20 protein-coding genes are annotated in these 24,678 nt (G+C 71.7%); 10 read left to right on the top strand and 10 right to left on the bottom strand.

The window, feature by feature from the left end; all coding sequences use genetic code 11:
- Positions 1-55 precede the first annotated feature (55 nt).
- The 3 genes from ACLVWQ_RS02110 to ACLVWQ_RS02100 all read left to right on the top strand — a co-directional run bounded on the left by ACLVWQ_RS02110 (position 56) and on the right by ACLVWQ_RS02100 (position 3,056).
- Positions 56-730, top strand: a complete 675-nt coding sequence (locus tag ACLVWQ_RS02110; protein WP_414106340.1) for an N-acetylmannosamine-6-phosphate 2-epimerase — start codon at positions 56-58, stop codon at positions 728-730.
- 181 nt (positions 731-911) lie between these two features.
- A complete protein-coding gene (locus tag ACLVWQ_RS02105; RefSeq protein WP_414106339.1) occupies positions 912-2,303 on the top strand; it encodes a hypothetical protein in 1,392 nt (463 codons plus the stop codon).
- A gap of 24 nt (positions 2,304-2,327) precedes the next feature.
- Entirely contained in the window at positions 2,328-3,056 is a 729-nt protein-coding gene (locus ACLVWQ_RS02100) for a hypothetical protein (RefSeq protein ID WP_414106338.1), read from the top strand.
- Here ACLVWQ_RS02100 and ACLVWQ_RS02095 read toward each other — a convergent pair.
- From ACLVWQ_RS02095 to ACLVWQ_RS02075, 5 genes are all read right to left on the bottom strand, one after another.
- A complete protein-coding gene (locus tag ACLVWQ_RS02095; protein WP_414106337.1) occupies positions 3,043-3,510 on the bottom strand; it encodes an NUDIX hydrolase in 468 nt (155 codons plus the stop codon). The genes ACLVWQ_RS02100 and ACLVWQ_RS02095 overlap by 14 nt on opposite strands.
- A gap of 116 nt (positions 3,511-3,626) precedes the next feature.
- A complete protein-coding gene (locus ACLVWQ_RS02090) occupies positions 3,627-4,415 on the bottom strand; it encodes an isocitrate lyase/PEP mutase family protein (RefSeq protein WP_414106336.1) in 789 nt (262 codons plus the stop codon).
- Between the two features lie 227 nt (positions 4,416-4,642).
- The gene (locus ACLVWQ_RS02085) at positions 4,643-5,740 is read right to left on the bottom strand and encodes a rhamnogalacturonan acetylesterase (RefSeq protein ID WP_414106335.1); all 1,098 of its coding nucleotides are present in this window, start codon (positions 5,738-5,740) and stop codon (positions 4,643-4,645) included.
- Positions 5,741-5,915: 175 nt separating this feature from the next.
- Positions 5,916-7,328 carry an RICIN domain-containing protein gene (locus tag ACLVWQ_RS02080; RefSeq protein WP_414106334.1) on the bottom strand — a complete coding sequence of 471 codons (1,413 nt, stop codon included), beginning with the start codon at positions 7,326-7,328 and terminating at the stop codon, positions 5,916-5,918.
- A 200-nt stretch (positions 7,329-7,528) separates the two neighbouring features.
- Positions 7,529-8,689, bottom strand: a complete 1,161-nt coding sequence (locus ACLVWQ_RS02075; RefSeq protein WP_414106333.1) for an aminoglycoside phosphotransferase — start codon at positions 8,687-8,689, stop codon at positions 7,529-7,531.
- A gap of 312 nt (positions 8,690-9,001) precedes the next feature.
- On the opposite strand from ACLVWQ_RS02075, the gene mmuM reads away from it, so the two are divergent.
- From mmuM to ACLVWQ_RS02060, 3 genes are all read left to right on the top strand, one after another.
- Complete coding sequence (gene mmuM / locus ACLVWQ_RS02070; protein WP_414106332.1) at positions 9,002-9,949, top strand: homocysteine S-methyltransferase; 948 nt, start codon at positions 9,002-9,004, stop codon at positions 9,947-9,949.
- A 483-nt stretch (positions 9,950-10,432) separates the two neighbouring features.
- Positions 10,433-13,282 (top strand): PQQ-dependent sugar dehydrogenase, encoded by a 2,850-nt coding sequence (locus ACLVWQ_RS02065; RefSeq protein ID WP_414106331.1) that lies wholly within the window; start codon positions 10,433-10,435, stop codon positions 13,280-13,282.
- A gap of 16 nt (positions 13,283-13,298) precedes the next feature.
- Positions 13,299-15,098 (top strand): ThuA domain-containing protein, encoded by a 1,800-nt coding sequence (locus ACLVWQ_RS02060; protein ID WP_414106330.1) that lies wholly within the window; start codon positions 13,299-13,301, stop codon positions 15,096-15,098.
- A 179-nt stretch (positions 15,099-15,277) separates the two neighbouring features.
- Here the strand turns inward: ACLVWQ_RS02060 and ACLVWQ_RS02055 are convergent, their stop codons facing one another.
- A complete protein-coding gene (locus ACLVWQ_RS02055; RefSeq protein ID WP_414106329.1) occupies positions 15,278-16,207 on the bottom strand; it encodes an NADP-dependent oxidoreductase in 930 nt (309 codons plus the stop codon).
- A 76-nt stretch (positions 16,208-16,283) separates the two neighbouring features.
- On the opposite strand from ACLVWQ_RS02055, the gene ACLVWQ_RS02050 reads away from it, so the two are divergent.
- Positions 16,284-16,658, top strand: a complete 375-nt coding sequence (locus tag ACLVWQ_RS02050) for a winged helix-turn-helix transcriptional regulator (protein WP_414106328.1) — start codon at positions 16,284-16,286, stop codon at positions 16,656-16,658.
- Positions 16,659-16,746: 88 nt separating this feature from the next.
- On the opposite strand, the gene ACLVWQ_RS02045 is transcribed toward ACLVWQ_RS02050, so the two are convergent.
- On the bottom strand, positions 16,747-18,210 hold the full coding sequence (locus ACLVWQ_RS02045; RefSeq protein WP_414106327.1) for a carboxylesterase/lipase family protein: 1,464 nt from the start codon (positions 18,208-18,210) through the stop codon (positions 16,747-16,749).
- A gap of 251 nt (positions 18,211-18,461) precedes the next feature.
- On the opposite strand from ACLVWQ_RS02045, the gene ACLVWQ_RS02040 reads away from it, so the two are divergent.
- Positions 18,462-19,499: a LacI family DNA-binding transcriptional regulator gene (locus ACLVWQ_RS02040; protein WP_414106326.1), complete on the top strand. Its 1,038-nt coding sequence runs from the start codon at positions 18,462-18,464 to the stop codon at positions 19,497-19,499.
- Positions 19,500-19,868: 369 nt separating this feature from the next.
- Positions 19,869-20,270: a VOC family protein gene (locus ACLVWQ_RS02035; RefSeq protein ID WP_414106325.1), complete on the top strand. Its 402-nt coding sequence runs from the start codon at positions 19,869-19,871 to the stop codon at positions 20,268-20,270.
- Here ACLVWQ_RS02035 and ACLVWQ_RS02030 read toward each other — a convergent pair whose 3' ends face one another.
- Positions 20,271-21,014, bottom strand: a complete 744-nt coding sequence (locus tag ACLVWQ_RS02030) for a helix-turn-helix domain-containing protein (protein WP_414106324.1) — start codon at positions 21,012-21,014, stop codon at positions 20,271-20,273.
- A gap of 10 nt (positions 21,015-21,024) precedes the next feature.
- The gene (locus tag ACLVWQ_RS02025; protein WP_414106323.1) at positions 21,025-21,960 is read right to left on the bottom strand and encodes an AraC family transcriptional regulator; all 936 of its coding nucleotides are present in this window, start codon (positions 21,958-21,960) and stop codon (positions 21,025-21,027) included.
- An 80-nt stretch (positions 21,961-22,040) separates the two neighbouring features.
- Between ACLVWQ_RS02025 and ACLVWQ_RS02020 the strand changes: the two genes are divergently transcribed.
- A complete protein-coding gene (locus ACLVWQ_RS02020) occupies positions 22,041-22,877 on the top strand; it encodes an NAD(P)H-binding protein (protein WP_414106322.1) in 837 nt (278 codons plus the stop codon).
- Between the two features lie 47 nt (positions 22,878-22,924).
- On the opposite strand, the gene ACLVWQ_RS02015 is transcribed toward ACLVWQ_RS02020, so the two are convergent.
- Positions 22,925-24,079 carry a YihY/virulence factor BrkB family protein gene (locus tag ACLVWQ_RS02015; RefSeq protein WP_414106321.1) on the bottom strand — a complete coding sequence of 385 codons (1,155 nt, stop codon included), beginning with the start codon at positions 24,077-24,079 and terminating at the stop codon, positions 22,925-22,927.
- Between the last annotated feature and the right edge of the window lie 599 nt (positions 24,080-24,678).

Below are 24,678 nucleotides of genomic sequence, written 5' to 3'. Positions count from 1 at the left end.
CGAACGAGCAACGGAACGAGCAAGCGGACGAGCAAGTGGACGAGGACGAGAACGAGTGAAAGACATCATCGAGCGGCTGCGGGGCCGGCTGATCGTCTCCTGCCAGGCCTACCCCGGTGAGCCGCTGCGCGACCCGGAGGCGATGCGGCTGATGACGCTCGCCGTCCTGGCGGGGGGCGCGGCGGGCATCCGTGCCCAGGGGCTGGCCGACCTGCGGGCGATCCGCGGTGCGACGGACGTACCGCTGATCGGGCTGTGGAAGGACGGCCACGAGGGCGTGTACATCACCCCGACCGCCGAGCACTGCACCGCGGTCGCGGAGACCGGCGCGGACATCGTCGCCCTCGACGCCACCGGCCGCCCGCGCCCGGACGGCCGGCCCCTGGCGGAGTCCTTCGCGGCCGTGCACGCCGCCGGACAGCTGGTGATGGCCGACGTGTCGACGTACGAGGAGGGCGTCGCCGCCGCCGGACTGGGCGCCGACCTGGTCGGCACGACCCTGTCCGGCCATGTCCCCGGCACCCCGGCCCTCACCGGCCCCGACCTGGAACTGGTACGGCGGCTGAGCGCCACCCTGGACGTGCCGGTGATCGCCGAGGGCCGGGTCCACACCCCGGAGCAGGCCCACCGGGCCATGGTGGCGGGTGCGTTCGCCGTGGTGGTGGGTACCGCCATCACCCACCCCACCACGATCACCCGATGGTTCGCCGAGGCGGTCACCACCGACTGACGTCCCCGGGCGCTCTCCCGGCCTCCCTCGGCCTTCCCTCGGCCCTCCCCGGCTTCCGGTTCCGCTCGTGCGGCGCATGCCCCTCAACGGCATGCGTCGCACGAGCGACCACTGCTGTTGGGACCAATTAGACTGGAAGCTTCGCCGGTTCCACGTGTGCCCTGGGGGGAAGGAGCGAACCGTGTCCCAACAGCAGCTCCGGCGCGGTCCTTCGAGACGTGCCCCGGAACCGCACGTGCCGCACGGCCCCCGCCCCGCGCGCCTCGTGCGCTGGCTGGGCGGACTCGGTGCCGCGGCCGCCGGTTACGCGGTGTTCCAGTCACTGCTGGGCATCCTGCCGGACAACATCGGTGCGCAGTCCGCGCGTTACACCATCGCCGTGGTGAGCGGACTCGGCACTGCCGTCGCGGCCTGGCTGTCGGCAGCGGTGCTCCGCGCCAGGAGCGAGGCCAACTCCGCGTCCGCTTCCGGTCGGTCGACGGCACCCGGCCCGGCGGCGCTGTCGGGGGCCGGCCCGCTCCCCGACCTCTTCACCACCGCGTACAGCACCCTCGCCGAGCAGATCTGCGTGACCGACGACCCCGTACGCGGACGGCTCACCGGCTGGCCGCACTCCCTCGGCGAGCGCGGCCCCGGCCGGCCCACCTCCGTGGGCACCGCGTACGGCCTGCACATCATGCTCGACCTGGGGATACCGGAAGGGCGCATAGGCGCGGGCGACCTGGTGGACACCCTGTGGCGGCTGCGCCTGCCGGACGGCGGCTGGTCGGCGCGGTCGCAGGGCTCCCAGGCCCGCCCGGAGGTGACCGCCCTGGTGCTGGGCGCACTGGCCCGCGCCGGGGCCTCGCGGGAGCGGCTCACCGCTGAGGTGACGCACTGCGAGACGGGCTTCACTCGTGAACTGGACCGTACGGGCCGGGAATTGACGCATGTCGTGACGACCGTGCTGCGCGGTCTGCTGCGCGCCTCGCCCGGCTCGGAGACCCTGCCGCTGTTGCGCGAGGCGCTGGTCGAGGGCGCGGTCACCGACCCGCGCCGCGAGCACCGGCGCTGCTGGGGCTACCGGCTCGCGCCCCTGCACGGCCCGCCCTCCCCGCTGCACACGGCCCAGGCGGTGGTGGCCCTCGACCGCGCGGCCCACGTCCTGGGCAGCGAGAGCGTCAACGCGCGCGCGGCCCGTGAGGACGGTGTGCGCTGGCTGCTGGCCTGTCCGGACGCCCCGCACGACACCTGCCTCGACCTGTCCAACCTCCGCGAGGAGGTCCGCAGGCCGCGCACCGACGACCCGTCCCGCCACGAGGTCCTGAACGTACGGCACTTCACCGCCTCCTGGGTCGTCCGCGCCCTGCTCACCCCCGGCGCCCGCGACATCGCACGCGAGGACGGCATCGAGGAGAGGTGGCGCGAACTGCTGGACGGCGCGGCGAGCGCCGTGTGGGCCGGGCAGACCGACGGCATCTGGACCTGGGCCCGCGACGACACCAGTGACCTGCGCCGCCCCATGTGGATGACCTACCAAGGGCTTTCGGCGCTGCGGTCTCATGCCGTATGGATGTACCAACCGAACAACTGAACAACTGAACCGGGAGGATCGTGCATGGGCGGCCGACAGGTCCTGGCGGCACGACGGTTACTGACCGAGTCCCTGGACGGTGAACTGCCCGAGCACGAACAGCTGTTGGCGGCACGGGCGGTCGTGGCCGAACTGGGCTCCCCCGACCGCCTGTTGGAGCTGGTGGCCGAACTCGCCTCCGGCGAAGGGGATCCGCACGGCTGCGCCCGGCTCTCGTACCGTCACGTCCTCGGCTTCGACAAGCTCCTGCTCATCGACGGCGGACCGCACCACATGCTGCGCGCCCACCTTTGGCATCCCGGGCGGGGCGGGATCGGCAAGGAGGACATCCACAACCACCGTTCCCCGCTTGCCTCTTGTGTGGTGCGGGGGCGGCTGGCGATGGAGCTGTACGCGCCCCGCGACGACGGCGGGATCGAGGCAGACCGCTACCAGGAGTCCCTGGCGGGCGACGGCTCGGCCGACTGGCGGCTGGAGCCCGCGGGGCGGGCGCGGCTGCATCTCGCCCAGGTCGCGCACTACGCGGCGGGCAGCAGCTACGCCCTGCCCGCGAACACCCTGCACCGGGCGTGGTGCGACACGACCGAGCTGACGGTGACGCTCTTCCTGGAGACGGGGAGCGAGCGGCGGCGGCACACCGACGTGTTCACGGCGGCGGGGCCCCACCCGGGGGCCGTACCGAAGGTGCCGCTGGACGTGGACGACTACGTGGGCGAACTCGACACGTTGGTGAAGCTGCTCAGAAGTGGGTGAAGGCGCCGACGCCCGTGAGCGCGCTCGCGGTGTCGTAGGAACTCGCGAGGGCCTGGCTCACGATGTCCAGGTTGTACTCGTCGATGTCGACGGTGTGCAGCTCGTCCGGGCTCAGCCAACAGTGGGCCTGGTCGGGCTCGGGGAGGGTGATGTGCTGCGAGAGGGGCCTGACCAGGAAGTTCTCCTGCCAGTTCTTGGTCTCCCGGCCGCGGTACTCACTCATGAAGGACGATTCGCCGACCTTGCGGACGACCTCGCCGAGCAGCCCGGTCTCCTCCTTGAGCTCCCGCAGCACGCCGTCCTCGGCGCTCTCGCCGGGCTCCAGCTTCCCGCAGGGCACGCCCCACACCCGGGGCAGGAACCGCTCGGTCTCACTGCGGCGCACCAGCAGGACGCGGCCCTTGCGCATGACGACGGCCGCGGCCAGTCGCTTGGTACCGGGGAGTCCGTCCATGAGTCCTGGGTCCGTCCCTCGCCGCTCGGAGTCCATAGAGCCTTATACCCACGAAAACAACAACGCTACCAGGAAGCGCCGACGGACGGGGCGGTCCACGCCGACCGGGGCCGACCCTAGGCCAGCGCCTGCACCTCGCCGTACGTCGGCGCGGACCCGTCGACGGGCAGCCCCGCCCTGATCAGGTCCGCCGCCTCCAGGGCCGCTCCCAGAGCCCGCCGGTAGAGGAGGGATCCGAGGCTGACGCGGCGAACGCCCAGGTCGGCGAGGGCGGGGACGGTCGGTCCGGTGGGCGAGTAGAGGATGTTGAGGGGTACGTCGACCGCCGCCACCAGAGCCCTGATCCGGCCCGGATCGCTGAGTCCGGGTACGAACACGCCGTCGGCGCCCGCCTGTTGGTAGAGGTCGAGACGACGGACCGTCTCGCGCCCGCCGCCTTCGATGCCAGCAGCACCGTCCCCGCGCCCGTGCCAGTGGGTGTCCGTGCGGGCGTTGACGAACAGCCCCGGCACGGCGGCCTTCACCGCGGCGATCTTCGCGGCGTGGAGTTCGGCGGGGGCCAGGGTGCCGTCGGCGCGCCCGTCCTCCAGGTTGATGCCCACCACTCCGACGGCGGCGAGTTCGCGGGCTGCTCCGGCGACCTCGGCCGGGTCGTCGCTGAACCCGTCTTCGGCGTCGACCGACAGGAGGAACGGGCCGTTGCCCAGCGCCAGGGCCAGCGCGAGCGACCCGTCCCGGGTCGCCGCCGAACCGTCCGGCAGACCCGCGGCCGCGGCCACTCCCAGGCTGGTCGTGCCGATCGCGGTGAAGCCCCGGGCGGCCAGAGCCGTCGCGGAGGCGTGGTCCCAGGCGTTGGGCAGCAGGAGCGGGGCGTCGGCGTGGTGGAGCGCGGCGAAGTCCGTCACGGCGTCCCGCCCAGATCCCCGACGACGGCGGCAGCGACAGCGGCGGTGGTAGCGGTGGCGGTGGTCGGAGTCGAAGGTGCTTCGTGCGGAGTCATACGGCGAGGCTAGGCGCGGAACGGTTCGGCACCCGCCGAACCGTTCCGGCGTACGCGTGCACCCGCTGCACCCACGGGTACGCGTGCACCTGGGACGCCCCGGTTCCGGTCGGGACGTCCCAGGCGTCCAGCTCACCTCACCTGGCGCTCGGGCACCAGGCCTTGCGCGAGGAGTTCGTCGCGGACGAGTCCCGCGTACGCCGTCGCGCCCCGCGCCGAGGTGTGGGTGTTGTCGCGCTTCTCGTCGTAGAGGTACAGCGCCTTGGAACCCTCCACGCCCAGCGACTCCACGAGGGCCTTTGTCCTGGTGGTGAGGTCGATGAGGGGCACGTCGTGGGCGGCGGCGACCGAGCGGGTGACGGCGGGGTGGTCGACGCCGAGACCGTTCACCAGGAGGGCCGTGTCGTTGTTCAGGGTGCCGTCGCTGTTGAACCAGCGGCGGACGATGGGAGTGACCAGAACCGGTCGTCCGCCCTTTTCCCGCACGCCGGCGACGAGCGTTTCGAGGTTCGCGCGGTACGTCGGCTCGTCCGTCTGTTTGTCGTTGTGGGCGAGCTGGACGAGGACCAGGTCACCCTTGCGGATCAGCGGCTGCACGGTCGGGAAGAGCCGCGGGTCGGCCAGGTAGCTGACCGTGCTCTCCCCGGAATCCGCGTAGTTGGCGACGGAGAGGCCCTCGCGGAGGTACTGCGGGAGCTGCTGGCCCCAGCCGGAGTAGGGGTCGCCGGGCTGGTCACAGGACGTGGAGTCGCCGACGAGGAGGATCTGCCGGGTGTGCCGGGCGGCGGCCGGGGTGACCCGGATGCCGGCGAGCGCGGGCGCGGAGCCACCGAGGACCAGGTCGAGCCCGGCGGTGCCGGCGGGCCCGGTGGGCTCCCCCTCGGGCGTACGGACGTTCACGGTGAAGGCGCGGGTCACGGGCCGGCCCGCCGCGGTGGGCGTCTCGGCGAGCAGCGTGCGGCGGGTCTCACCGCTGATGCCGGTACTGGCCGCGGCCTCGCCACCGAGCCGCACCCGTACGTCGTACGTGCCGGGCGGGACATCGAAGTGGCAGGCGTTCGCGACGCAGTGGTTCAGCCCCAGCCCTAGCCCCGGCTCCAGTCCCAGACCCAGTCCCGGACCACGGTCGTGCGGCGGCGTCTCGACCCGGGCCTGGGCCTGGACCGGGGTGACGGACAAGGCCGAGGCGGCGGTCAGCGCGGCCAGCAGGGTGATCGTCGTGCGTCTCAACGCGACTCCTCCAACAGGGCGACTCATCCTGGCGGCTGGACCGTACCTCGAATGGCAAGCGCTTTCTAGAGGGGTGGCACGGGTGTGTCGAGGGAAGAAGTGTCAGAGCCGCTCCGAAGGTGAGGACTCCGGCCGCCCATCTGCGGACGGCCGGGGGCCTCGATTCCGGTGTGCTTCAACTCCCCCTGGTCCACTGCTGGTTGGTCGCGCCATTGCAGGCGTACGTGATGATCGCGGCGGAGTCGGCGGTGGACGCGCCGTTCACGTCCAGGCACTCGCCGCTCGCGCGGGACGTGACGGCCACATAGGAGCCGGTGGTGGTGAGCGACCACTGCTGGGCGGTCGCCGAGCCGTCGCAGTTCTCCTGCGTGACCGTGCTCGCGTTCTCCTGCACGCACAGGGAACTGCCGCGCACCGCCAGCTGGTAGTAGCCGCTGCCGACCGGCTTGAACCAGTACTTCTGGTTGGTGCCGCCGTTGCAGCTGTACTGCTTGACCTGGGCGCCCGCCCACAGCGACTGGCCGGTGACGTCGGCGCACTTGGCGGAGTGGCGGGCGATCAGCGTGTTGTACGTGGCGCTGGTCCCGGAGACGGTTCCGGCGGCCGTGTCGACGGTGACCTCCGGGGCCCAGGACATGGACATCGTGGTCGAGCTGGGGAAGGCCAACGGCAGCCATACGTAACGGGAGTCGTTGACCGTACCGCCGAAGGCGTTGCCCCAGCGGTCACCCAGGTAGAGGTAGGAGGTGCCCGAACTCCCCTGCACGGGAAGGACATAGGCGGTCTGTGAGCCGTACGTCGTCGAGTCGCCGACGTTCGCCATCGCCGTCCAGGGGCCCGCGATCGAGGTCGCCGTGGCGTACTGCTGCTGGTTGGGGCTCCAGCCGGTCGCGCCCGACGTCAGCATGAAGTAGACGCCGTTGCGCTTGAAGAGCGCCGGGGCCTCGCGGTGGCCTCCGTGCCACGGGTCCGCGACGAGGGCGGCGATGCCGGTGTAGTCGGCGGTGAGCCGGTAGATCTGCAGGTCGTAGTTCTCGCGGGCGGCCGAGACCATGTATCCCGCGCCGTCCGTGTCGACGAACACGGTGATGTCCCGGGACATGTGCGTGCCCAGTGGCCGGAAACTGCCCTGCCAGGTGTAGTCGCCGTCGACCGTGTCGGACACGGCGACCGCGGCGCGGGCCTCGCCGTAGTCGACGCCGTTCTCCTTGTGCATCCACATCACGAACTTGCCGGTGGAGGCGTTGTACATGACCTTGGGCCGCTCGATGTTCGCGGTCGCCAGCTCCGGGTCGCTCGCCTCGGTCAGGACGTGGTTGCGGAACTCCCAGTTCTTCAGGTCCGTGGAGCGGTAGGCGTCCACGTACCGGAAGGTGTTGTCGGTGTTCCGGTTCTCGCCGAACCAGTAGTAGTACGAGCCGACCTTGACGACCCCGCCGCCGTGGGCGTGCACCGGGCTGCCGTTGGTAGCGCTGAACTGCGTGCCGGTGGTGACGGTCTGGGGCGCGGCCTGGGCCGGTCCCGCGGTGACGAGTGCGCCGGCCAGGGCCAGACAGAGGGCGAGCAGTACCGCGTACGCGCGTCTCATCTCAGGCACGCTCCTTCGGGTTCGTCTCTGGGGTGGGGGCCACAAAAAAGAGGGGGTGGGGCCACAAAAGAAAACAGATCCGTTCGGCATTTCGCACAAGATCTGTCATCCCGAACGCCGAAAAGGTAAGGGCGTGTTACGAGGAGGTCAACGGGTCGGGAGCGAACCGGGGAGAACCGGTCCTCACCCGCCGGTGGGACTCAGCGGCCGAGGCCCAGTTCGTCCGCGAGCAGGCGGGCCTCCTGCGCCCACTCCCCCAGGAAGGCCAGCACCGCGCCGCGTTCCCGGTAGCGGTGCTCGGCCTCGACGGTGCGGCCACCGCCGTAGTCGAGCTGCCGCTCGTCGCCCGCGCGGGACAGCATCAGGGCGGTGAGCCAGTCGTACTTGACGGCGGACGCGCACACCCCGAGCCTGACCAGGCGTTCGTCGCCCTGCCAGCCGCTCGCGCGCAGGCCGCGTACGTAACTCCCGTACACGGCACGGGCCAGCTCGGGCAGCCGGGCGGCGGGCAGGAACAGGTCGAAGAAGGTGTCGGGGATGTAGTTGCCGATGTCCTCGCCGAGGGCGCCGTCACCGGCGAACGCCCAGTCGAACAGGACGCTTTCGCCGCGGTGCGAGACGAGGTTCGCGGGCCACTGGTCGAGGTGGCTGAAGACGCGGGGCAGTGACTCCATGACGGCGAGGAACCACTCGCGTTCGTGGTGCAGCCGCACCATCCGCTCACGCAGTCCGGCGGGGAAGTGGTCGCGTACGAGGGGCTGTCGCCACGCGGTGTCGTCGTCGAGCAGTTCCCTGCCGACGGTCTGGCCGGAGGTGTAGTCCCGCAGGAACCGGCGGCTGAGCCAGGGGCGGTCGCCGGGCCGGGCGGCGGACCGGTCGCCGGGCACGCCGTCCACGAGCGTCCCGCCGTGGGCCGCGCCGAGCCGCTCGGCGTGTTCGGCGTGCCGGGCGACGGGCCAGGTGGTGGCCGGTTCACCGGCGCGGACGTCTTCCAGCCACAACGCCACGTCCCCGTCGGGCCGTTCGACGGACGCGAGCAGCTGGGGCGCGGTGATGCCCCAGGGCTGCCAGACCCGGGCGAGCCCCTCCTCGTACACATGCGCCTCGCGCCGCCAATAGTTCCAGTGGCGCGGGTCCTGCGAGGCGGCCCAGGTGCCGGTGGTGTCCCCGGAGCCGGTCAGCACTTTCAGGACGGCGGACCGCTCACCGGCGATGACGCGCCAGACGCCACCGGTGACGCCGTTCTTGGGGTTGTGCGTGAGGGGCTCGAACCGGGCACGTTCCAACGGCAGCCGGAACACTTCGCGGACCTCGTCGGCGAGCTGCGGGGAGTGCGAGGGGTTCAGGGCGGCTGCACACATGCGGTGATCTTAGGGGCCCGTGAGGGGCCGACGAGGAGAAGAGGAACCGGCCGCATCATGCAGTCCGACCAGGTGGACGGTGGCGGCCTCGGTGCAGCCGCCTCGACGAGTCATCCCGTCCGGCACTTCCAGGCGGTCACGTCGGTCGGCACGCTCAGGAACACGAGAGGTCCCCACCGCGGCACCGCCTCAGAAGACCATCGACTTGTCGAACACTCCGCCCGGCGCACCGTAGACACTGCGGCGCACCGACAAGAAGTCACCTGGTGGCGACGGAGGGGTGCTGACCGCGTTTTCCGTTAGCGTCGCGGCATGACCAGCAGCCCCTCCCTCGCCGAAGCCCTCGCCGTCGGCACGCTCGTCCTCGACGGTGGTATGTCCAACCAGCTCAGGTCGGCCGGGCACGACCTCAGTGACGAGTTGTGGTCGGCGCGGCTGCTCGTGGAGCGGCCGGAGGCGATCGCCGAGGCGCACCTCGCCTATTTCGAGGCCGGTGCAAGTGTGGCGATCACGTCCAGTTATCAGGCGACCTTCGAGGGCTTCGCGCGGCGCGGTGTCTCCGGCGAGCGCGCGGCCGAACTCCTCGGGCTGAGCGTCGCGCTCGCGCGGGAGGCCGCCCGGCGGGCCTCGGCCCGGACCGAGGCCGGGACGACCGAGGCCGGGACGCAGGGCGGTCGTCGGCCGCTGTGGGTGGCGGCGTCCGTGGGGCCGTACGGGGCGATGCTCGCCGACGGCTCCGAGTACCGGGGGCGGTACGGCCTGAGCGTGGGCGAGTTGGAGCGCTTCCACCGGCCGCGGCTGGAGGTGCTGGCCGCGGCGGGTCCTGACGTCCTGGCCCTGGAGACCGTGCCGGACGCCGACGAGGCGGTGGCGCTGGTGCGGGCGGTGCGTGGACTCGGTGTGCCGGCGTGGCTGTCGTACAGCGTCGCCGGGGACCGGACCCGGGCCGGGCAGCCGCTGGAGGAGGCGTTCGCGGTGGCCGCCGACGTGGACGAGGTGATCGCGGTCGGCGTCAACTGCTGCGCGCCGGAGGACGTGGACGGCGCGGTCGCCGTCGCCGCGCGTGTCACCGGCAAGCCGGTCGTCGTCTACCCGAACAGTGGGGAGGCCTGGGACGCGGGGGCACGGGCCTGGACGGGTCGGCCCACGTTCGCCCCCGGGCAGGTGGCCGGTTGGGAGAGGGGTGGGGCTCGGCTGATCGGGGGGTGTTGCCGGGTGGGGCCGTCGGGGATCTCGGCGATCGCCTCCGCGCTCCGCTAGGGCGCGCCGGTCGTCAGCCGTTGCTGAGCGCGCCGTTCTCCGCGCCCCCAGGAAGCGGGCTCGCCCCCGGCGGAACGCTCCGCGAGGGGGTGGGGGATCCGCCGTGGGGCACCGACCGCCGGGCGTGGCTGGGCGCGCCGTTCCCCGCGCCCCTATAAAGGCAGGCCCGCCCACCGGACCCGCACCGCCAGAACTGGACCTCCGCCGAAACGCTCCGCGAGAGAGCGGGGGAACCCGCCGTGGAGCACCGACCGCCGGACGTGGCTGAGCGCGCCGTTCCCCGCGCCCCTGGCGGCGGGGGCACTTTGTCCTCGGTGGGGAAAAAGTGTTGGGAAGTTGCGCTCGATGGGTTACGGCGATCGACAAAGCTCGCTAACTTCCTTGAAATGAACCGGTCATAGAGCTGTGACCGGGTACGACGGCGCGACGGCGCGCGCCTGTGCACCTCTCATCCCACCCCCACCCTGGGAGACCTCTGTGCGCATGAAACCGCTCAGACACAGACGTGTCCGGTACCTGTTGACCGCCGTGGCCTGCACCTTCGGGTTCCTGCTGCCCGTGGCACCGGCCACCGGCGCGGACCGACCCGCGGATCCGGCCGGCGGAACCAAGGCCGCCGCCGTCGAGTACCAACAGGTCACACTCGCCAAGGGCGTGGCCGAGACCGGCGAGCCCATGACCCTCGCGGTGCTGCCGGACCGCTCGGTCCTGCACACCGCCCGGGACGGCACGCTCCGGCTCACGGACGCCGGCGGCACCACCTCCGTCGCGGGCAGGCTGGACGTCTACAGCCATGACGAGGAAGGGCTGCAAGGCGTCGCCGTCGACCCCGGCTTCACGTCCAACCGGTACATCTACCTCTACTACGCCCCCGTGCTCAGCACACCGGGCGGTGACGCCCCGGGCGACGGCACGACCGCCGACTTCGCTCCCTTCGACGGAGTCAACCGGCTCTCCCGGTTCGTCCTGAAGGCCGACGGCACCCTCGACAACGCCAGCGAGAAGAAGATCCTCGACGTCCCGGCCTCCCGCGGCATCTGCTGCCACGTCGGCGGCGACATCGACTTCGACGCGGCCGGGAACCTGTACCTGTCCACCGGCGACGACACCAACCCGTTCTCCTCGGACAGCTACACCCCGATCGACGAACGCGCCACCCGCAACCCCGCCTTCGACGCCCAGCGTTCCGCGGGCAACACCAACGACCTGCGCGGCAAGGTCCTGCGGATCAAGGTCAACGCCGACGGGTCGTACGCGATCCCGAGCGGCAACCTCTTCCCGGCCGGCACCGCGAAGACCCGCCCCGAGATCTACGCGATGGGCTTCCGCAACCCCTTCCGCATGAGCGTCGACCGGGCCACCGGCATCGTCTACCTCGGTGACTACGGCCCCGACGCCGGCAGCGCCAGCCCCACCCGCGGACCCGGCGGGCAGGTCGAGTTCAACCGGATCACCAAGGCCGGCAACTTCGGCTGGCCGTACTGCACCGGCGACAACGACCCCTACATCGACTACGACTTCGCCACCGGCGCCTCCGGGTCCGCCTTCAACTGCGCGGCGCCCACCAACAATTCGCCGAACAACACCGGCCTCACCAGCCTGCCTCCGGTACAGCCGGCCTGGATCCCCTACGACGGCGCGTCCGTCCCGGAGTTCGGCAACGGCTCGGAGTCCCCGATGGGCGGCCCGGTCTACCGTTACGACGCGGCCTCCACCTCCGAGGTGAAGTTCCCGCAGGAGTTCGACGGCGACTTCTTCGCCGGGGAGTTCGGGCGGCGCTGGATCAAGCGCATCGAGTCCGGCGGCGACGGCACCGTACAGTCCATCAACGCCTTCCCCTGGAGCGGTACGCAGGTGATGGACATGGCCTTCGGCCCCGACGGCGCCCTGTACGTCCTCGACTACGGCACCGGCTACTTCAACGGCGACGCCAACTCCGCCCTCTACCGCATCGAGCACGTCGTCGACGGGCTCGCCCCGACCGCGCAGGCGAAGGCCTCCGTCACCTCGGGCAAGGCGCCCCTGACCGTGCCGTTCTCCTCGGCCGGCAGCACCGACCCGGACGGCGACTCCCTCACCTACGCGTGGGACTTCGGCGACGGCGCCACCTCCACCGCCGCCGACCCCTCCCACACCTACACGACCGACGGCCAGTACACGGCCACGCTGACCGTCAAGGACACCACCGGCAAGTCCGCTTCGGCCTCCGTGCAGATCACGGTGGGGAACACCGCGCCCACGGTGCGGCTCGACCTGCCCCTGGACGGCAGCATCCACGACTTCGGCGACGCCATCCCCTTCAAGGTGACGGTGACCGACCCGGAGGACGGCACCATCGACTGCTCCAAGGTGAAGGTCACCTTCATCGTCGGGCACGACAGCCACGGCCATCCGCAGACCTCGGCCACCGGCTGCGAGGGCACCCTCCAGACCCTGGCGGACGGCGAGCACGACCCCAACGCCAACATCTTCGGCGTGATCGACGCCGAGTACACCGACAAGGGCGCCGGCGGCCAGCCCGCGCTGACCACGCACGACCAGCACGTCACCCAGCCCAGTCACCGGCAGGGCGAGCACTACGGCGACTCGGCCGGCGTCGACGTCGTCACGCACACGCCCGCGCACGGCGGGAAGACCGTCGGCAACATCGAGAACGGCGACTGGATCTCCTTCGAGCCGTACGCCCTCGGCAACGCGTCGCGGTTCACCGCCCGCGTCTCCTCCGCGGGGGCGGGCGGCACCATCGAGGTGCGCGCCGGATCCACGACCGGCACCCTGCTCGGCACGGCGACCGTGCCGGTGACCGGCGGATGGGAGACCTTCCAGGACGTGACGGCCGGCCTGAGCAACCAGCCCGCCGGCTCCACCTCCCTCTACCTCGTCTTCAAGGGCGGCAGCGGCTCGCTCTTCGACGTGGACGAGTTCTCCTTCAGCACCTCGGGCGACACCACCCGCTCGGGTGAGGTGAAGGGCGTCAACGGCAAGTGCCTCGACATCGACAACGCCCAGACCGCCGACGGAACCAAGGTCCAGATCTGGACCTGCAACGGCTCCGCCGCCCAGAAATGGACGGTCCCCACCGACGGCACACTGCGGGCACTGGGCAAATGCCTCGACATCTCCGGCGGAGCCACCGCCGACGGCACGAAGATCCAACTGTGGACCTGCAACGGCACAGGCGCCCAGACCTGGACACCCCAGACCGACGGCACGATCCGCAACCCCCAGTCCGGCAAATGCCTCGACGCCTCCGGCGGCACCTGGAACGACGGCACCGCCGTCCACCTCTGGACCTGCCACACCGCCGCCAACCAGAAATGGACCCTGCCGTAGGAGGGAGGAGACCGACATGCGTACCTATCTCAAAGCGGCCCTCGGCCTGTTCGCCGGCGCCACGCTCTGTCTGACCCCTCAGGCCACCGCGCTGCCCGCGACAGCGGCCGAGACCCAGCCCCAAGCCCCGGCGCAGTCCCACGCGCAGGCCCAGTCCGGCACCGCCGAAGCACCCTCGCTCGCGGCGGCGGACCCCGCGTACAAGGTCCTCGTCTTCTCCAAGACGGCGGGCTTCCGCCACTCCTCCATCGAGCCCGGTATCGCCGCCCTGCGCGGCCTGGGCTCCGCGAACAACTTCACCGTGGACGCGACGGAGGACGCGAGCGCCTTCACCACCGGCAACCTCGCCCAGTACAAGAGCGTCGTCTTCCTGTCGACGACGGGTGACGTGCTGAACGACACCCAGCAGACGGCCTTCGAGCAGTACGTCCAGGGCGGCGGCGGATACGTCGGTATCCACGCCGCCGCCGACACCGAGTACGACTGGCCCTTCTACGAGGGACTGGCCGGCGCGCTCTTCCACTCGCATCCGGCCATCCAGTCCGCCACCGTCGACGTGGAGGACCGGGCGCACGACGCCACCGCCCACCTGGGCAGCACCTGGCAGCGCACCGACGAGTGGTACAACTACCGCACCAATCCACGGACCACCGCCCATGTCCTGGCCTCGCTCGACGAGTCCAGCTACTCGGGCGGGAACATGTCCGGCGACCATCCGATCGCCTGGTGCAAGGACTACCAGGGCGGCCGGGCGTTCTACACCGGCGGCGGGCACACCGACGAGTCGTACGCCGATCCGGACTTCCGGCGCCACCTCCTCGGCGGTATCCGCTGGGCGGCCGGGATGACCGACGCCGACTGCCGTCCGGAGACCGGCTACACCCCGCTGTTCGACGGTTCGTCCACCAGTGGGTGGCAGCAGGCGGGGCCTGGTCGGTTCAGCCTGGCGGACGGCACGCTCACCTCCGCGGGCGGGATGGGTCTCTTCTGGTACTCCGGCCAGGAGTTCACCGGTGACTACTCCCTCAAGCTCGACTGGCGGATGGCCGGGGACGACAACTCCGGTGTCTTCATCGGCTTCCCGGCCTCCGACGACCCGTGGACGGCGGTGGACAACGGCTACGAGATCCAGATCGACGCCACCGACTCCGCCGACCGCACCACGGGCTCCGTCTACGGCTTCCAGTCCGCCGACCTCGCCGCCCGGGACGCGGCGCTGAATCCGCCGGGTGAGTGGAACACCTACGAACTCCGGGTCACCGGCGAGCGGTTGCAGATCTTCCTCAACGGCCGCGAGATCAACGACTTCACCAACACCGATCCCGTCCGCAGCCTGCAGCAGGGGCACATCGGCATCCAGAACCACGGGGACGGCGACGACGTGTCCTTCCGCAACATCCGCGTCAAGCAGGGCGGCGGGCAGGAGCCCGGTCCGCGCTCGGGTGAGGTGAAGGGCGTCAACGGCAAGTGCCTGGACATCGACAACGCCCAGACCGCCGACGGAACCAAGGTCCAGATCTGGACCTGCAACGGCTCCGCCGCCCAGAAATGGACGGTCCCCACCGACGGCACACTGCGGGCACTGGGCAAATGCCTCGACATCTCCGGCGGAGCCACCGCCGACGGTACGAAGATCCAGCTGTGGACCTGCAACGGCACAGGCGCCCAGACCTGGACGCCCCAGACCGACGGCACGATCCGCAACCCACAGTCCGGCAAATGCCTCGACGCCTCCGGCGGCACCTGGAACGACGGAACCGCCGTCCACCTCTGGACCTGCCACACCGCCGCCAACCAGAAATGGACCCTGCCGTGAGCCCGCGACGGTGAGAGGTCCGCGGCCCGGTAGGTAGGGGCCGATCACACCTCGCACGATTCCCCGCGCCCGCGAAGGGCCCGTCACTCCAGGCGGCGCCTGCGGGCGCGGGGTACTCGGCTCACACCCGTCACACCCGTCACACGCGGCGAGGCGGCCAGGCGGCGGGATCAGAGGGCTCAGAGGGTGAGGACGACCTTGCCCTGGAGGTGACCTGCGTCGAGCAGCCGGTGCGCGTCGGCGACTCGCTCGAACGGGAACGTCTCCTGCACGTGGACCCGGAGCCTGCCCTGCTCGACGAGGTCGACCAGACCTCGCAGGGCGATCGGGTCGGGGTCGACCCCGATGCCGCTGAAACGCAGGCCGGCCGCCTCGTACTTGGCGACGAGCTCCATGTCCGACTCGGCGACCGCCGTCACCAGGTGACCGCCCGGCCGGAGCACTCCGAGCGACCGCTCCACGGTGTCGCCGCCGATCGTGTCGAGCACGACATCGACGTCACGGACCGCCTCGGCGAAGTCGACCGCCGTGTAGTCGATCACCTCGTCGGCGCCGAACCCCTCGACGAACTCCCGCTTGCTCCCACTGGCCGTCGTGATCACGTACGCGCCGAGCGCCTTCGCGATCTGGATCGCGACATGGCCGACCCCGCCACCGCCGCCGTGGACCAGGACGCGGTCGCCCTCGCTCACACCGGCGAGGTCGACGAGGCCCTGCCACGCCGTCAGCCCGACGATCGGCAGCGCCGCCGCCTCGACGTGCGAGAGCGACGCGGGCTTGCGCACCAGGTGCAACGCGGGAGCCGACACGACCTCGGCGTACGCACTGGCCGGCTGCGGGAACAGCGGCATCCCGAACACCTCGTCGCCGGGCCTGAACCGCCACGACTGCGGTCCCTCGTCGACCACACCGCTGATGTCCCAGCCGAGGACGAACGGCGGCGGGCCCAGCAGCGGGAACTCGCCTTCGCGCAGCCGCGCCTCCAACGGGTTCAGCCCGATCGCCCTGACCCGGACGAGGACCTCGGCCGGGCGGGGCCTGGGCTCGGGCGCGTCCACGACGGTGAGCACCTCGGGACCGCCGAACGTCTGCTGGGTGATGACTCGCATGACTCTCCTGGCTTCGGAAGGGGGGAGAGATTCCAGGCTATGTTTCTGACAGGCACCCCCAGGTACCGTAGGAACCATGAGCGATTACGGTCCCGGTGATCCCTTTCTCGCCGACTGCCCGGGGCGTATGGCGGTCGAGCTGATCGCCGACAAGTGGACGGCGGTCGTGCTCTACGGCCTCAGCGAGGGCCCGGTGCGGCACGGCGAGCTGATCGAGATGATCGGCGGCATCTCCCGCAAGATGCTCACCCAGACACTCCGCCGGCTCGAAGCACACGGCCTCGTCCGCCGCCACGCCTATCCCGAGGTGCCGCCCCGCGTCGAGTACGAGCTCACCCCGCTCGGGGCGACCCTGATCGACCCGATCCACATGCTGACCGAGTGGGCGAGGGCGAACGGCGACGCGGTACTCACCGCCCTGGACACCCCCACACCGGCCCACACGGACTGAGTCCCCTACAGGGGCGCGGGGAACTGCACAGTCTTCTTTTCAGGGGCGCGGGGCTGTATCGACATGCGGCTCCGCCGCGTGGGCGCGCTCAGCCCCCGCCCACCCGCCACAGCCCCAACTCCCGGTCCCGAAGCCCCCGCACGACCGGAGGTCCCCCCGCCCCGAAGACCCGCACGGGACGGGTCCCGTCCCACGCCTCCCACCCCGGCTCCCCCGCGACGGCGAACCGCACCCACGCCGAGTGCATCTCCTCCGCCAGCTCCCGCGGAGCGCCCGGCCCCGTGAGCAGCGCCGTCTCCGGCACCTCGGTCGTGTCGAAGACGAAGCCCAGCTCCAGGGCATGGCAGGCCCCGAGCCCCGGCACGTTCGACGGCCAGCCGAACTCGTACACGTACGCGCGCCCCCGCCGCGGCGCGTCCGCGAGCCGGCGCAACGGCACACGGAGTACGAAGTCGGTGACCATCTGCCCCACCAGCTCCGCGGTGCTCACCCCGGGCCGCGCACGCCGGTAACCGCGCGGCACCTCGGGCCCGCACCGGCACCGGGCCATCGCCCCGGCCAGGGAGAGCGGACCGAGCCGGTCGAGGCGTTCGAGCAGACCGGTCGGCGCCAGCCACAGCCGGTACTCCTCGCTGGTCCAGCCCAGGAGCAGCTCCACGTCCTGCGCGACCCGGCCCTCGGTCAGCGCCTCCAGCGGATCGCGCGGCACCAGGTCCCCGTCGACGACGATGCCGAAGGCGGGCCCGCCGAGGACCGGGCCGGCCCGACGGCCGACCTCGGCCTGTGCCTCGGCCAGCGCGGCCCGGTCGACGGCGGCGAAGGCCCGCGCGGTCGCCGGGACCTTCAGCCGGGCGGCCATCCGCCGCACCATGCGCCGCACCTTGTCCCGGTCCGTCGCCTCGGGCGGCCCGCTCTGCAGCACCGCCCGCCGGAACAGCCCCTGGGCGCGCGGGCTCGCCAGCAGCGCCCCGATGCTGATCGCCCCTGCGGACTCGCCGAAGACGGTCACCCGGTCCGGATCACCGCCGAACCCGGCGATCGAGTCCCGCACCCACCGCAGCGCGGCGAGCTGGTCGCGCAGGCCCGCGTTGGCCGGGGCGTCCGGGAAGAGGCCGAACCCCTCCACTCCCAGGCGGTAGTTGAGGGACACGAACACCACTCCGTCACGGGCGAAGGCCCGGCCGTCGTACACCGGCACCGCGGACGAGCCCCGGGTCAGCGCCCCGCCGTGGATCCACACCATGACCGGGAGCCGGGCGCCCGGACCCGGCTCGGGCGTCCACACGTTGAGGTTCAGACAGTCGTCGCCCGGCACGACCGGGTCGGAGAGGAGCTTCGCGAACGCCTCGGAGTACGGCGGTTTGGGCGGCGTCGGCCCGAACGCGCCCGCGTCGCGCACCCCGTCCCAGCGGTCGGGCGGGACGGGCGGCCGGAAGCGTCGGGGGCCGAAGGGCGGGGCGGCGTAGGGGATGCCCCGGAAGACGGCGAGGCCGTGCTCGTAACGGCCTCGCACGGATCCGTAGGGCGTACCGACCACGGGACCTTCGGGCATACGACCCTCTCCTCACTGCGACGAGCCCCGCGGGAACCCGCAGGACCCCTCGGAACTCCCCTGTCCCGCAGCCCGGGAACCCCCTTGAAGCCACCGTGATCAGGACGTTCGGCATTTCGAGACTTTCGGCTCTGTGGAATTCCACTGAGTACCCACTCTTCCACGGAGAGTTCGGGCGGCCTTAATGTAGGAAGCGCTTTCTACCCGAAACTTTCGCGGGCCCTCGGGACCGGGCCGGAGAGGTGGGCTCCATGATGCGTACCGGGAGCGTGGCGGGGCCGACCCTCGCGGTCGTCGCCCGTGAGGCAGGGGTGTCCGTGCCCACGGCCTCCAAGGTGGTCAACGGCCGTGAGGACGTGGCACCGGAGACGCGCCGCCGGGTCACGGAGGCACTCGACCGGCTGGGCTATGTGCGCAGACCCAGGTTCGACGCGGTCAAGTCTCCCGGCCTGGTCGATCTCGTCGTGCACTCGTTGGAAAGCTCCTGGTCGGGGGCGATCCTGCACGGGGTGGAGCAGGCGGCGCACGACGCGGGCCTGGAGGTGGTGGTCTCGGTGGGCCCCGCGCCGGCCCGGGGCGGCCGTCCGGAACGCGACTGGCTGGACAAACTCGCCACGCGCGGCTCCTCAGGGGCGCTGTTCAACCTCGCCGAGCTGACCGCGTCCCAGTACGCCTGGCTGGAGCAGCACCGCGTCCCGTTCGTGCTGATCGACCCGGCGCTCGAACCGCCTGCCGGTGTCGCGTCGGTCGGCGCGGCCAACTGGCAGGGCGGGGTGACCGCCACCGAGCATCTGCTCTCGCTCGGGCACCGGCGCATCGCCGTCATCGCGGGTTACCGCCGCAGGATGTGCAGCGCCGCGCGCGTCGCCGGCTATCGCTCGGCGCTGGCGGCGGCCGGTCTGCGCCATCGGCCCGAGTATCTGCGCTACGGCAGTTTCGACGAGGTCTCCGCGCGGGGCAGGATGCTGGAGTTGCTCGAACTGCCGGAGCCGCCCACGGCCGTGTTCGTGTGCTCGGACCGGATGGCGCTGGGGGCGTACCGGGCGATCGCCGAGCGGGGGTTGTCCGTGCCGGGTGAGGTGAGTGTGGTGGGGTTCGACGATCTGCCCGAGGCGCGGTGGGCTTCGCCGGGGCTGACCACGGTGCGGCAGCCGTTGTCCGAGATGTCGGCGGCTGCGCTGCGCTTGCTTGTGCGGATGATGGGTGGGGAGAGGCCTGAGGGGACTCGGACGGAGTTGTCCACGCGGTTGGTCGTCCGGGGTAGTACCTCCGGTGTGGGGGTGCGGTGAGTTGCGGTTGTGGGGGGGGTGCGGGGGGTTTGTGGCTGAGCGCGCCGTTCCCCGCGCCCCTAAAAGATTGCGCCGTTCCCCGCGCCCCTCAAGACAAAGAACGCGCCGTTCCCCGCGCCCCTCAAGACAAAGAACGCGCCGTACCTCGCGCCCCTCAAGACAAAGAACGCGCCGTACCTCGCGCCCCCCAAAGACGAAAGACTGCGCCGTTCCCCGCGCCCCCCAAAGACGAAAGACTGCGCCGTTCCCCGCGCCCCCGCGTCCCCACATCCCCACGTCCCCTGGAAAGCGGGCGTTCGTGGGCGGGTCGGGGGGTGGGGGGGCTGGAATCTTCAAGACTTGGGGGTGGGGGGTTTCTACGGTGGGGGCATGACTTCACGATTCGATCTCATCGGGCTTGTCGTCTCCGACATGGCCGCGTCGCTCGCCTTCTATCGCCGGCTGGGGCTTGAGTTTCCTGAGGGGGCCGAGAGCGCGCCGCATGTCGAGGCGGGGCTGCCGGGCGGGCTGCGGTTCGCGCTCGACACGGAGGACACCGTCCGTTCGTTCCACCCGGGCTGGCGTCCGCCGCCGGGCGGTGGCCGGGTCGGTACGGCCTTCCGGTGCGACAGTCCCGCGGACGTCGACGCCACGTACGAGCAGTTGACGCGCGCCGGTCACGAGGGGGAGCTCAAGCCGTTCGACGCGCCCTGGGGCATGCGGTACGCGGTCGTGCGCGACCCGGACGGCAACGGGGTGGACCTCTTCGCCCACCTCGCCGACGCCCCCTGATCATCGGCGCAGCAGCACGCCCAGCGTGGCCCCCGCCAACTCCCGTACCTCCCGGGACAGATGGGCCTGGTCGGCGTACCCGGTGGTGGCGGCCACCTCGGCCGGCGGCAGGCCGTCGCGGGCCAGCTCCAGGGCCCGTCCCAGCCGCAGGACGCGGGACAGGGTCTTCGGCCCGTATCCGAAGGCCGCCAGCGCGCGGCGGTGCAGTTGCCGCTCGCTCCAGCCCACCCGGTCCGCGGTCGCCGCGACCGACCGGCCCGCGGACAGAGCCGCCACGACGGCCCTCAGCCGCGGGTCGGGCGGGTCTGTCCGGGCCGCGCGCTCCAGGGCCACCGCTTCCAGCGCCGCCGACGGGTCGGCCGCCGCGTCGACCCGCTCCGTCAGCCGCCGCACCTCCCCGCCGGCTCCGGGCCCGCTCCACAGGTCGGCGAGGTCGACGCGGCGGTCGCGCAGTTCGTGGGCGGGCACGCCGAGGTAGGAGGGCGCGGTGCCGGGGAAGAACCGTACGCCCGCGTACCGTGTCGGGCCCCCGGAGGCGGGGGCGTCGCTCACGTACGCCCGAGTGTCGGGGCCCGCGACGAACAGCCGGCCCTCGGTCCACAGCAGGTCCATGCAGCCGTCGGGCAGCACCGGGGCCTCCTCGCCGGGCACGGCGGTACGGGTCCACACGACGGCGCCGGTGAGCCGCGCCGCACGTTCCCTGTACGGCGCCGACGCTGTCCCGGTGTACGGCTGCTCGGCCACGGGCAGCAGGTTACGCCGCTCGCGTCCGGTGTTCCTGCGGGCTGATCCCGTACACCCGCTTGAAGGCGCCGGACAGGGCGAACGCGCTGCCGTAGCCGACCTGGCGGGCGATGGCCTCCAGGGTGTCCCCGGTGTCGCGGAGCCGGTCCGCGGCGAGGGCCAGGCGCCAGCCGGTCAGGTACGTCATCGGGGGCTCGCCGACGAGGTCGCTGAAGCGGCGGGCGAGCGCGGCCCGTGAGACGCCGGCCTTGGTGGCGAGGGAGGCGACCGTCCAGGGGTGCGCCGGGTCGTCCTGGAGGAGCCGCAGCACCCGGCCGACGACCGGGTCGGCCAGAGCGCGGTACCAGGCGGGCGCCGCGGCCTCCGGGCGGGAGAACCAGGCCCGCAGCGCGGCGATGACCAGCAGGTCGAGCAGCCGGTCGAGGACGACCTCCTGGCCCGGCTCGTCGCGCACGACCTCCTCGGTGAGCAGCGGCGTCAGCGGGCACTCCCACACGTCGGGGGTCAGTGTCAGCACGGGCGGCAGGGCGTCCAGCAGCCGCCCGCCGACCTCGCCCCGCATCGGGTACGTGCCGATCAGCATCATCATGGAGCCGTCGACCCGCTGCCCCCAGGTGCGGACGCCGAGGTCCATGGTGCCCCGCATCGAGCGCCCGTCCGGGTAGGCGCAGTCCTGGCCCGGCAGGATCACCGCCATCGGCGGGGTCGCGGGGTCGTCGGCGCAGGTGTACGGATCGGGGCCGCGGGCGATGGCCAGGTCGCCGGCCCGCAGCCGTACGGGCTCCGAGGCGTCGGGGGTGATCCAGGACTCGCCGCGGAGCATCAGCATGACGGTGAGGGGCGCGCGGTCCTCGATCCGGACGGACCAGGGCGGTTCGAAGCACGCCCGGATCATGAAGGCGCCACGCGCGCGTGGACCCTCCAGAAGGCCTGCGAGTGCGTCCATGGAGCCAGCGTAGACGCGCTCGTATGGGAACGAGAGGTTCAGCGATGTTCCCTTGCCACGGGCGGCGGTTGGCTGGACACATGACAGAGAACACGCGAATCGGAACGGTGTTGGTGACGGGTGCCTCGGGGAAGACGGGGCGTCAGGTGCTGGCGGCGGCGAAGGCGGCGGGGCTGCGGGTACGGGCCGCGTCGCGCGAGGGCGACCCGCGCTTCGACTGGCACGACCCGTCGACGTGGGACGAGGTGCTGCGCGGGGTGGACGCCGCGTATCTGGCGTACGCGCCGGACGTCGGGGCGCCGGGCGCGGCCGAGAACGTCGCCGCGTTCGCCGGGCGGGCGCAGGCTCTGGGCGTACGCCGGCTGGTGCTGCTGTCGTCGCGCGGGGAGCGCCAGGCGGAGGCGACCGAGCGGGCGTTGCGGGAGTCGGGGGCCGACTGGACCGTCGTGCAGGCCGACTGGTTCTTCCAGAACTTCAGCGAGGGTGTGCTCCTCGGCGGGGTGCGCGGCGGCGAGTTCGTCTTCCCGGCGGGTGAGGTGCCGGTGCCGTTCATCGACACGCGGGACATCGCGGAGGTCGTGGTGAAGGCGCTGACCGACTCCGCGTACGGGGGACGGACGCTGGAGATCACCGGGGCGCGGCTGCTGTCGTTCCGTGCGGCCATGGCGGAGATCTCCGCCGCGGCGGGCCGGGAGATCCGGTACGTGCCGGTGGCGACGAAGGAGTACGGCGCGATCCTGACCGAGTTCGGGCTGCCGCCCGAGGAGGTCGCGTTCATGGAGGAGGTGTTCGACGGGCTGCTCGACGGCAGTGGCGCGAGCACCACGGACGTCGTGCGGGAGGTCCTGGGCAGGGCGCCGCGCGACTTCGCGGACTTCGCGAGGGAGCACGCGGCGGCCGGGGTCTGGACGGTCTGACACCCGGCGGCCGGCTCGTACGGCCCTTCACCGCACCCCTGTCGCGGTTATTGCGGCGGGGGTGTCTCGTCGCCGTTCTTGGGGGTCGACTTGGCGTGGGTCCGCAGGCGGGAGGTGACGTCCTCCGGGGGCAGGAAGCGGGACCAGCGCTCCGGGAACTCGCTGGGCATGTCGGGGTCGTCGGGGTCGTCCTCGGCCTGTGCGGCACGGGCCGCGGCGGCGCGGGCCACCAGGTCGGCGGCCTGTTCGGCGCGCAGCCGCTCGTTGACGGCGCGGGCGGCCGCGGTGGCGGCGGCCGGCCAGACACGGTCGATGGCCGCGTTGACGGCGGCGCCCACCAGGACGGCGAAGGCGGCGACCCCGATCCACAGGAGGACGGCGACGGGCGCGGCGAGCGAGCCGTAGATCGTGGGGCCCTCGACGGTGTTGGTGAGGTAGATGCGCAGCAGGAAGCTGCCCAGGACCCACATGGCGAGCGCCACGAGGGCGCCGGGCACGTCCTCGATCCACGGCGAGCGCACCGGCACTGACACGTGATACAGCGTGGTCAGGAAGACGACGGACAGGACGATGACGACGGGCCAGTACAGGACTTGGACGACGGTCGTGGACCACGGCACGAAGTTCACGACGGCGTCCGGCCCCGCGACCATCAGCGGCAGCGCGACCGAGCCGATGAGCAGGCCCACGAGGAAGAGCAGGAAGGCCATCAGCCGGGTCCTGACGATGCCGCGGACCCCGTCGAGCCCGTACATCACGGTGATGGTGTCGATGAAGACGTTCACCGCGCGCGAGCCGGACCACAGGGCGAACAGGAAGCCCAGGGAGATGACGTCGGGCCGGCCGCCCTCCATCACGTCGTGCAGGAGCGGCTGGGCGATCTGGGTGACGCCCCGGTCGGTCAGGACCGTGCGGGAGGCCTCCAGGAGGTTGGTCTCCACGCTGGCGATGGTGTCGGCGCCGGTCCAGTCGTCGACGTAGACCAGCAGGCCGAGCATGCTCAGCAGCAGCGGCGGCACGGACAGCAGCGTGAAGAACGCCGCCTCGGCCGCGAGTCCGAGGATCCGGTACTCCATGCACGAGTTCACGGTGTCCTTGAGCAGCAGCCAGGTGGTCCTGCGCTTGGAGACGTTCCGGTAGAGCGCGCGCGCCCGGTGGAGACGACCGGACGTCCTCTGAGGGGGTTCACTTGCTGGCTGCACGCCCTAAAGGTATCCGCCGCGCGAGGCCGTACTCATCCCCCAGGCCCACGACCGGGGTCCCGGCCGGGTCCGCGGCCGGGTCCACGGCTGCTCCGTGACGCCGTCGATCCGGTTCCGTCATACCGCGGAAAAGCGAGAGCAATTCCACGGAAACCGTAAAGGAAATCGAACCAGTTTTCTGTCATGACCCCGTGGCCGAATTTCCCTCCCCGGGAAAACGGAAGGATGCCGGCGCAATACACGGTCCGCCGGTTAGCTGCCCGGCCCCGCGCGCGGAACAGATCATTCGGGGGCATGGGCGGAGAAACACCGAGCAACGGTAAATCAGCCATAGGCCGAAACGCCCTTGACCCGTTCACAAGCACGCCGAAACAATTCGGATTGCATTCCGCTGGGCACGTGGGGACGGCTCGGCAGCACCACGACAACGGGGGACAACGGGGGGACTCAGAAGGACTCCGACCAGGGGTCCTACACAGCCGCGTCACCCGTGATCCGCGTGGGCACCACGCGGGTCATGCCGTGCTGCGCTGCACCTTTTTCCACGCGGCCACTTCACGCGCTCCACTCACTTCCCGAACGACGCGCTCCTGCCTGCT

It is taken from the genome of Streptomyces sp. CWNU-52B (assembly GCF_047444975.1).
Classification (GTDB): Bacteria; Actinomycetota; Actinomycetes; order Streptomycetales; family Streptomycetaceae; genus Streptomyces.
Note: the sequence above shows the minus strand (reverse complement) of the source record. Positions and strands in the feature narration are given on the sequence as shown.

Coding starts and splice junctions, on each gene's coding strand:
- ACLVWQ_RS02100 (WP_414106338.1), top strand. CDS start 2,328: ATGGGCGGCCGACAGGTCCTGGCGGCACGACGGTTACTGACCGAGTCC.
- ACLVWQ_RS02095 (WP_414106337.1), bottom strand. CDS start 3,510: ATGGACGGACTCCCCGGTACCAAGCGACTGGCCGCGGCCGTCGTCATG.
- ACLVWQ_RS02080 (WP_414106334.1), bottom strand. CDS start 7,328: ATGAGACGCGCGTACGCGGTACTGCTCGCCCTCTGTCTGGCCCTGGCC.
- ACLVWQ_RS02075 (WP_414106333.1), bottom strand. CDS start 8,689: ATGTGTGCAGCCGCCCTGAACCCCTCGCACTCCCCGCAGCTCGCCGAC.
- mmuM (WP_414106332.1), top strand. CDS start 9,002: ATGACCAGCAGCCCCTCCCTCGCCGAAGCCCTCGCCGTCGGCACGCTC.
- ACLVWQ_RS02065 (WP_414106331.1), top strand. CDS start 10,433: ATGAAACCGCTCAGACACAGACGTGTCCGGTACCTGTTGACCGCCGTG.
- ACLVWQ_RS02060 (WP_414106330.1), top strand. CDS start 13,299: ATGCGTACCTATCTCAAAGCGGCCCTCGGCCTGTTCGCCGGCGCCACG.
- ACLVWQ_RS02055 (WP_414106329.1), bottom strand. CDS start 16,207: ATGCGAGTCATCACCCAGCAGACGTTCGGCGGTCCCGAGGTGCTCACC.
- ACLVWQ_RS02050 (WP_414106328.1), top strand. CDS start 16,284: ATGAGCGATTACGGTCCCGGTGATCCCTTTCTCGCCGACTGCCCGGGG.
- ACLVWQ_RS02045 (WP_414106327.1), bottom strand. CDS start 18,210: ATGCCCGAAGGTCCCGTGGTCGGTACGCCCTACGGATCCGTGCGAGGC.
- ACLVWQ_RS02040 (WP_414106326.1), top strand. CDS start 18,462: ATGATGCGTACCGGGAGCGTGGCGGGGCCGACCCTCGCGGTCGTCGCC.
- ACLVWQ_RS02035 (WP_414106325.1), top strand. CDS start 19,869: ATGACTTCACGATTCGATCTCATCGGGCTTGTCGTCTCCGACATGGCC.
- ACLVWQ_RS02025 (WP_414106323.1), bottom strand. CDS start 21,960: ATGGACGCACTCGCAGGCCTTCTGGAGGGTCCACGCGCGCGTGGCGCC.
- ACLVWQ_RS02020 (WP_414106322.1), top strand. CDS start 22,041: ATGACAGAGAACACGCGAATCGGAACGGTGTTGGTGACGGGTGCCTCG.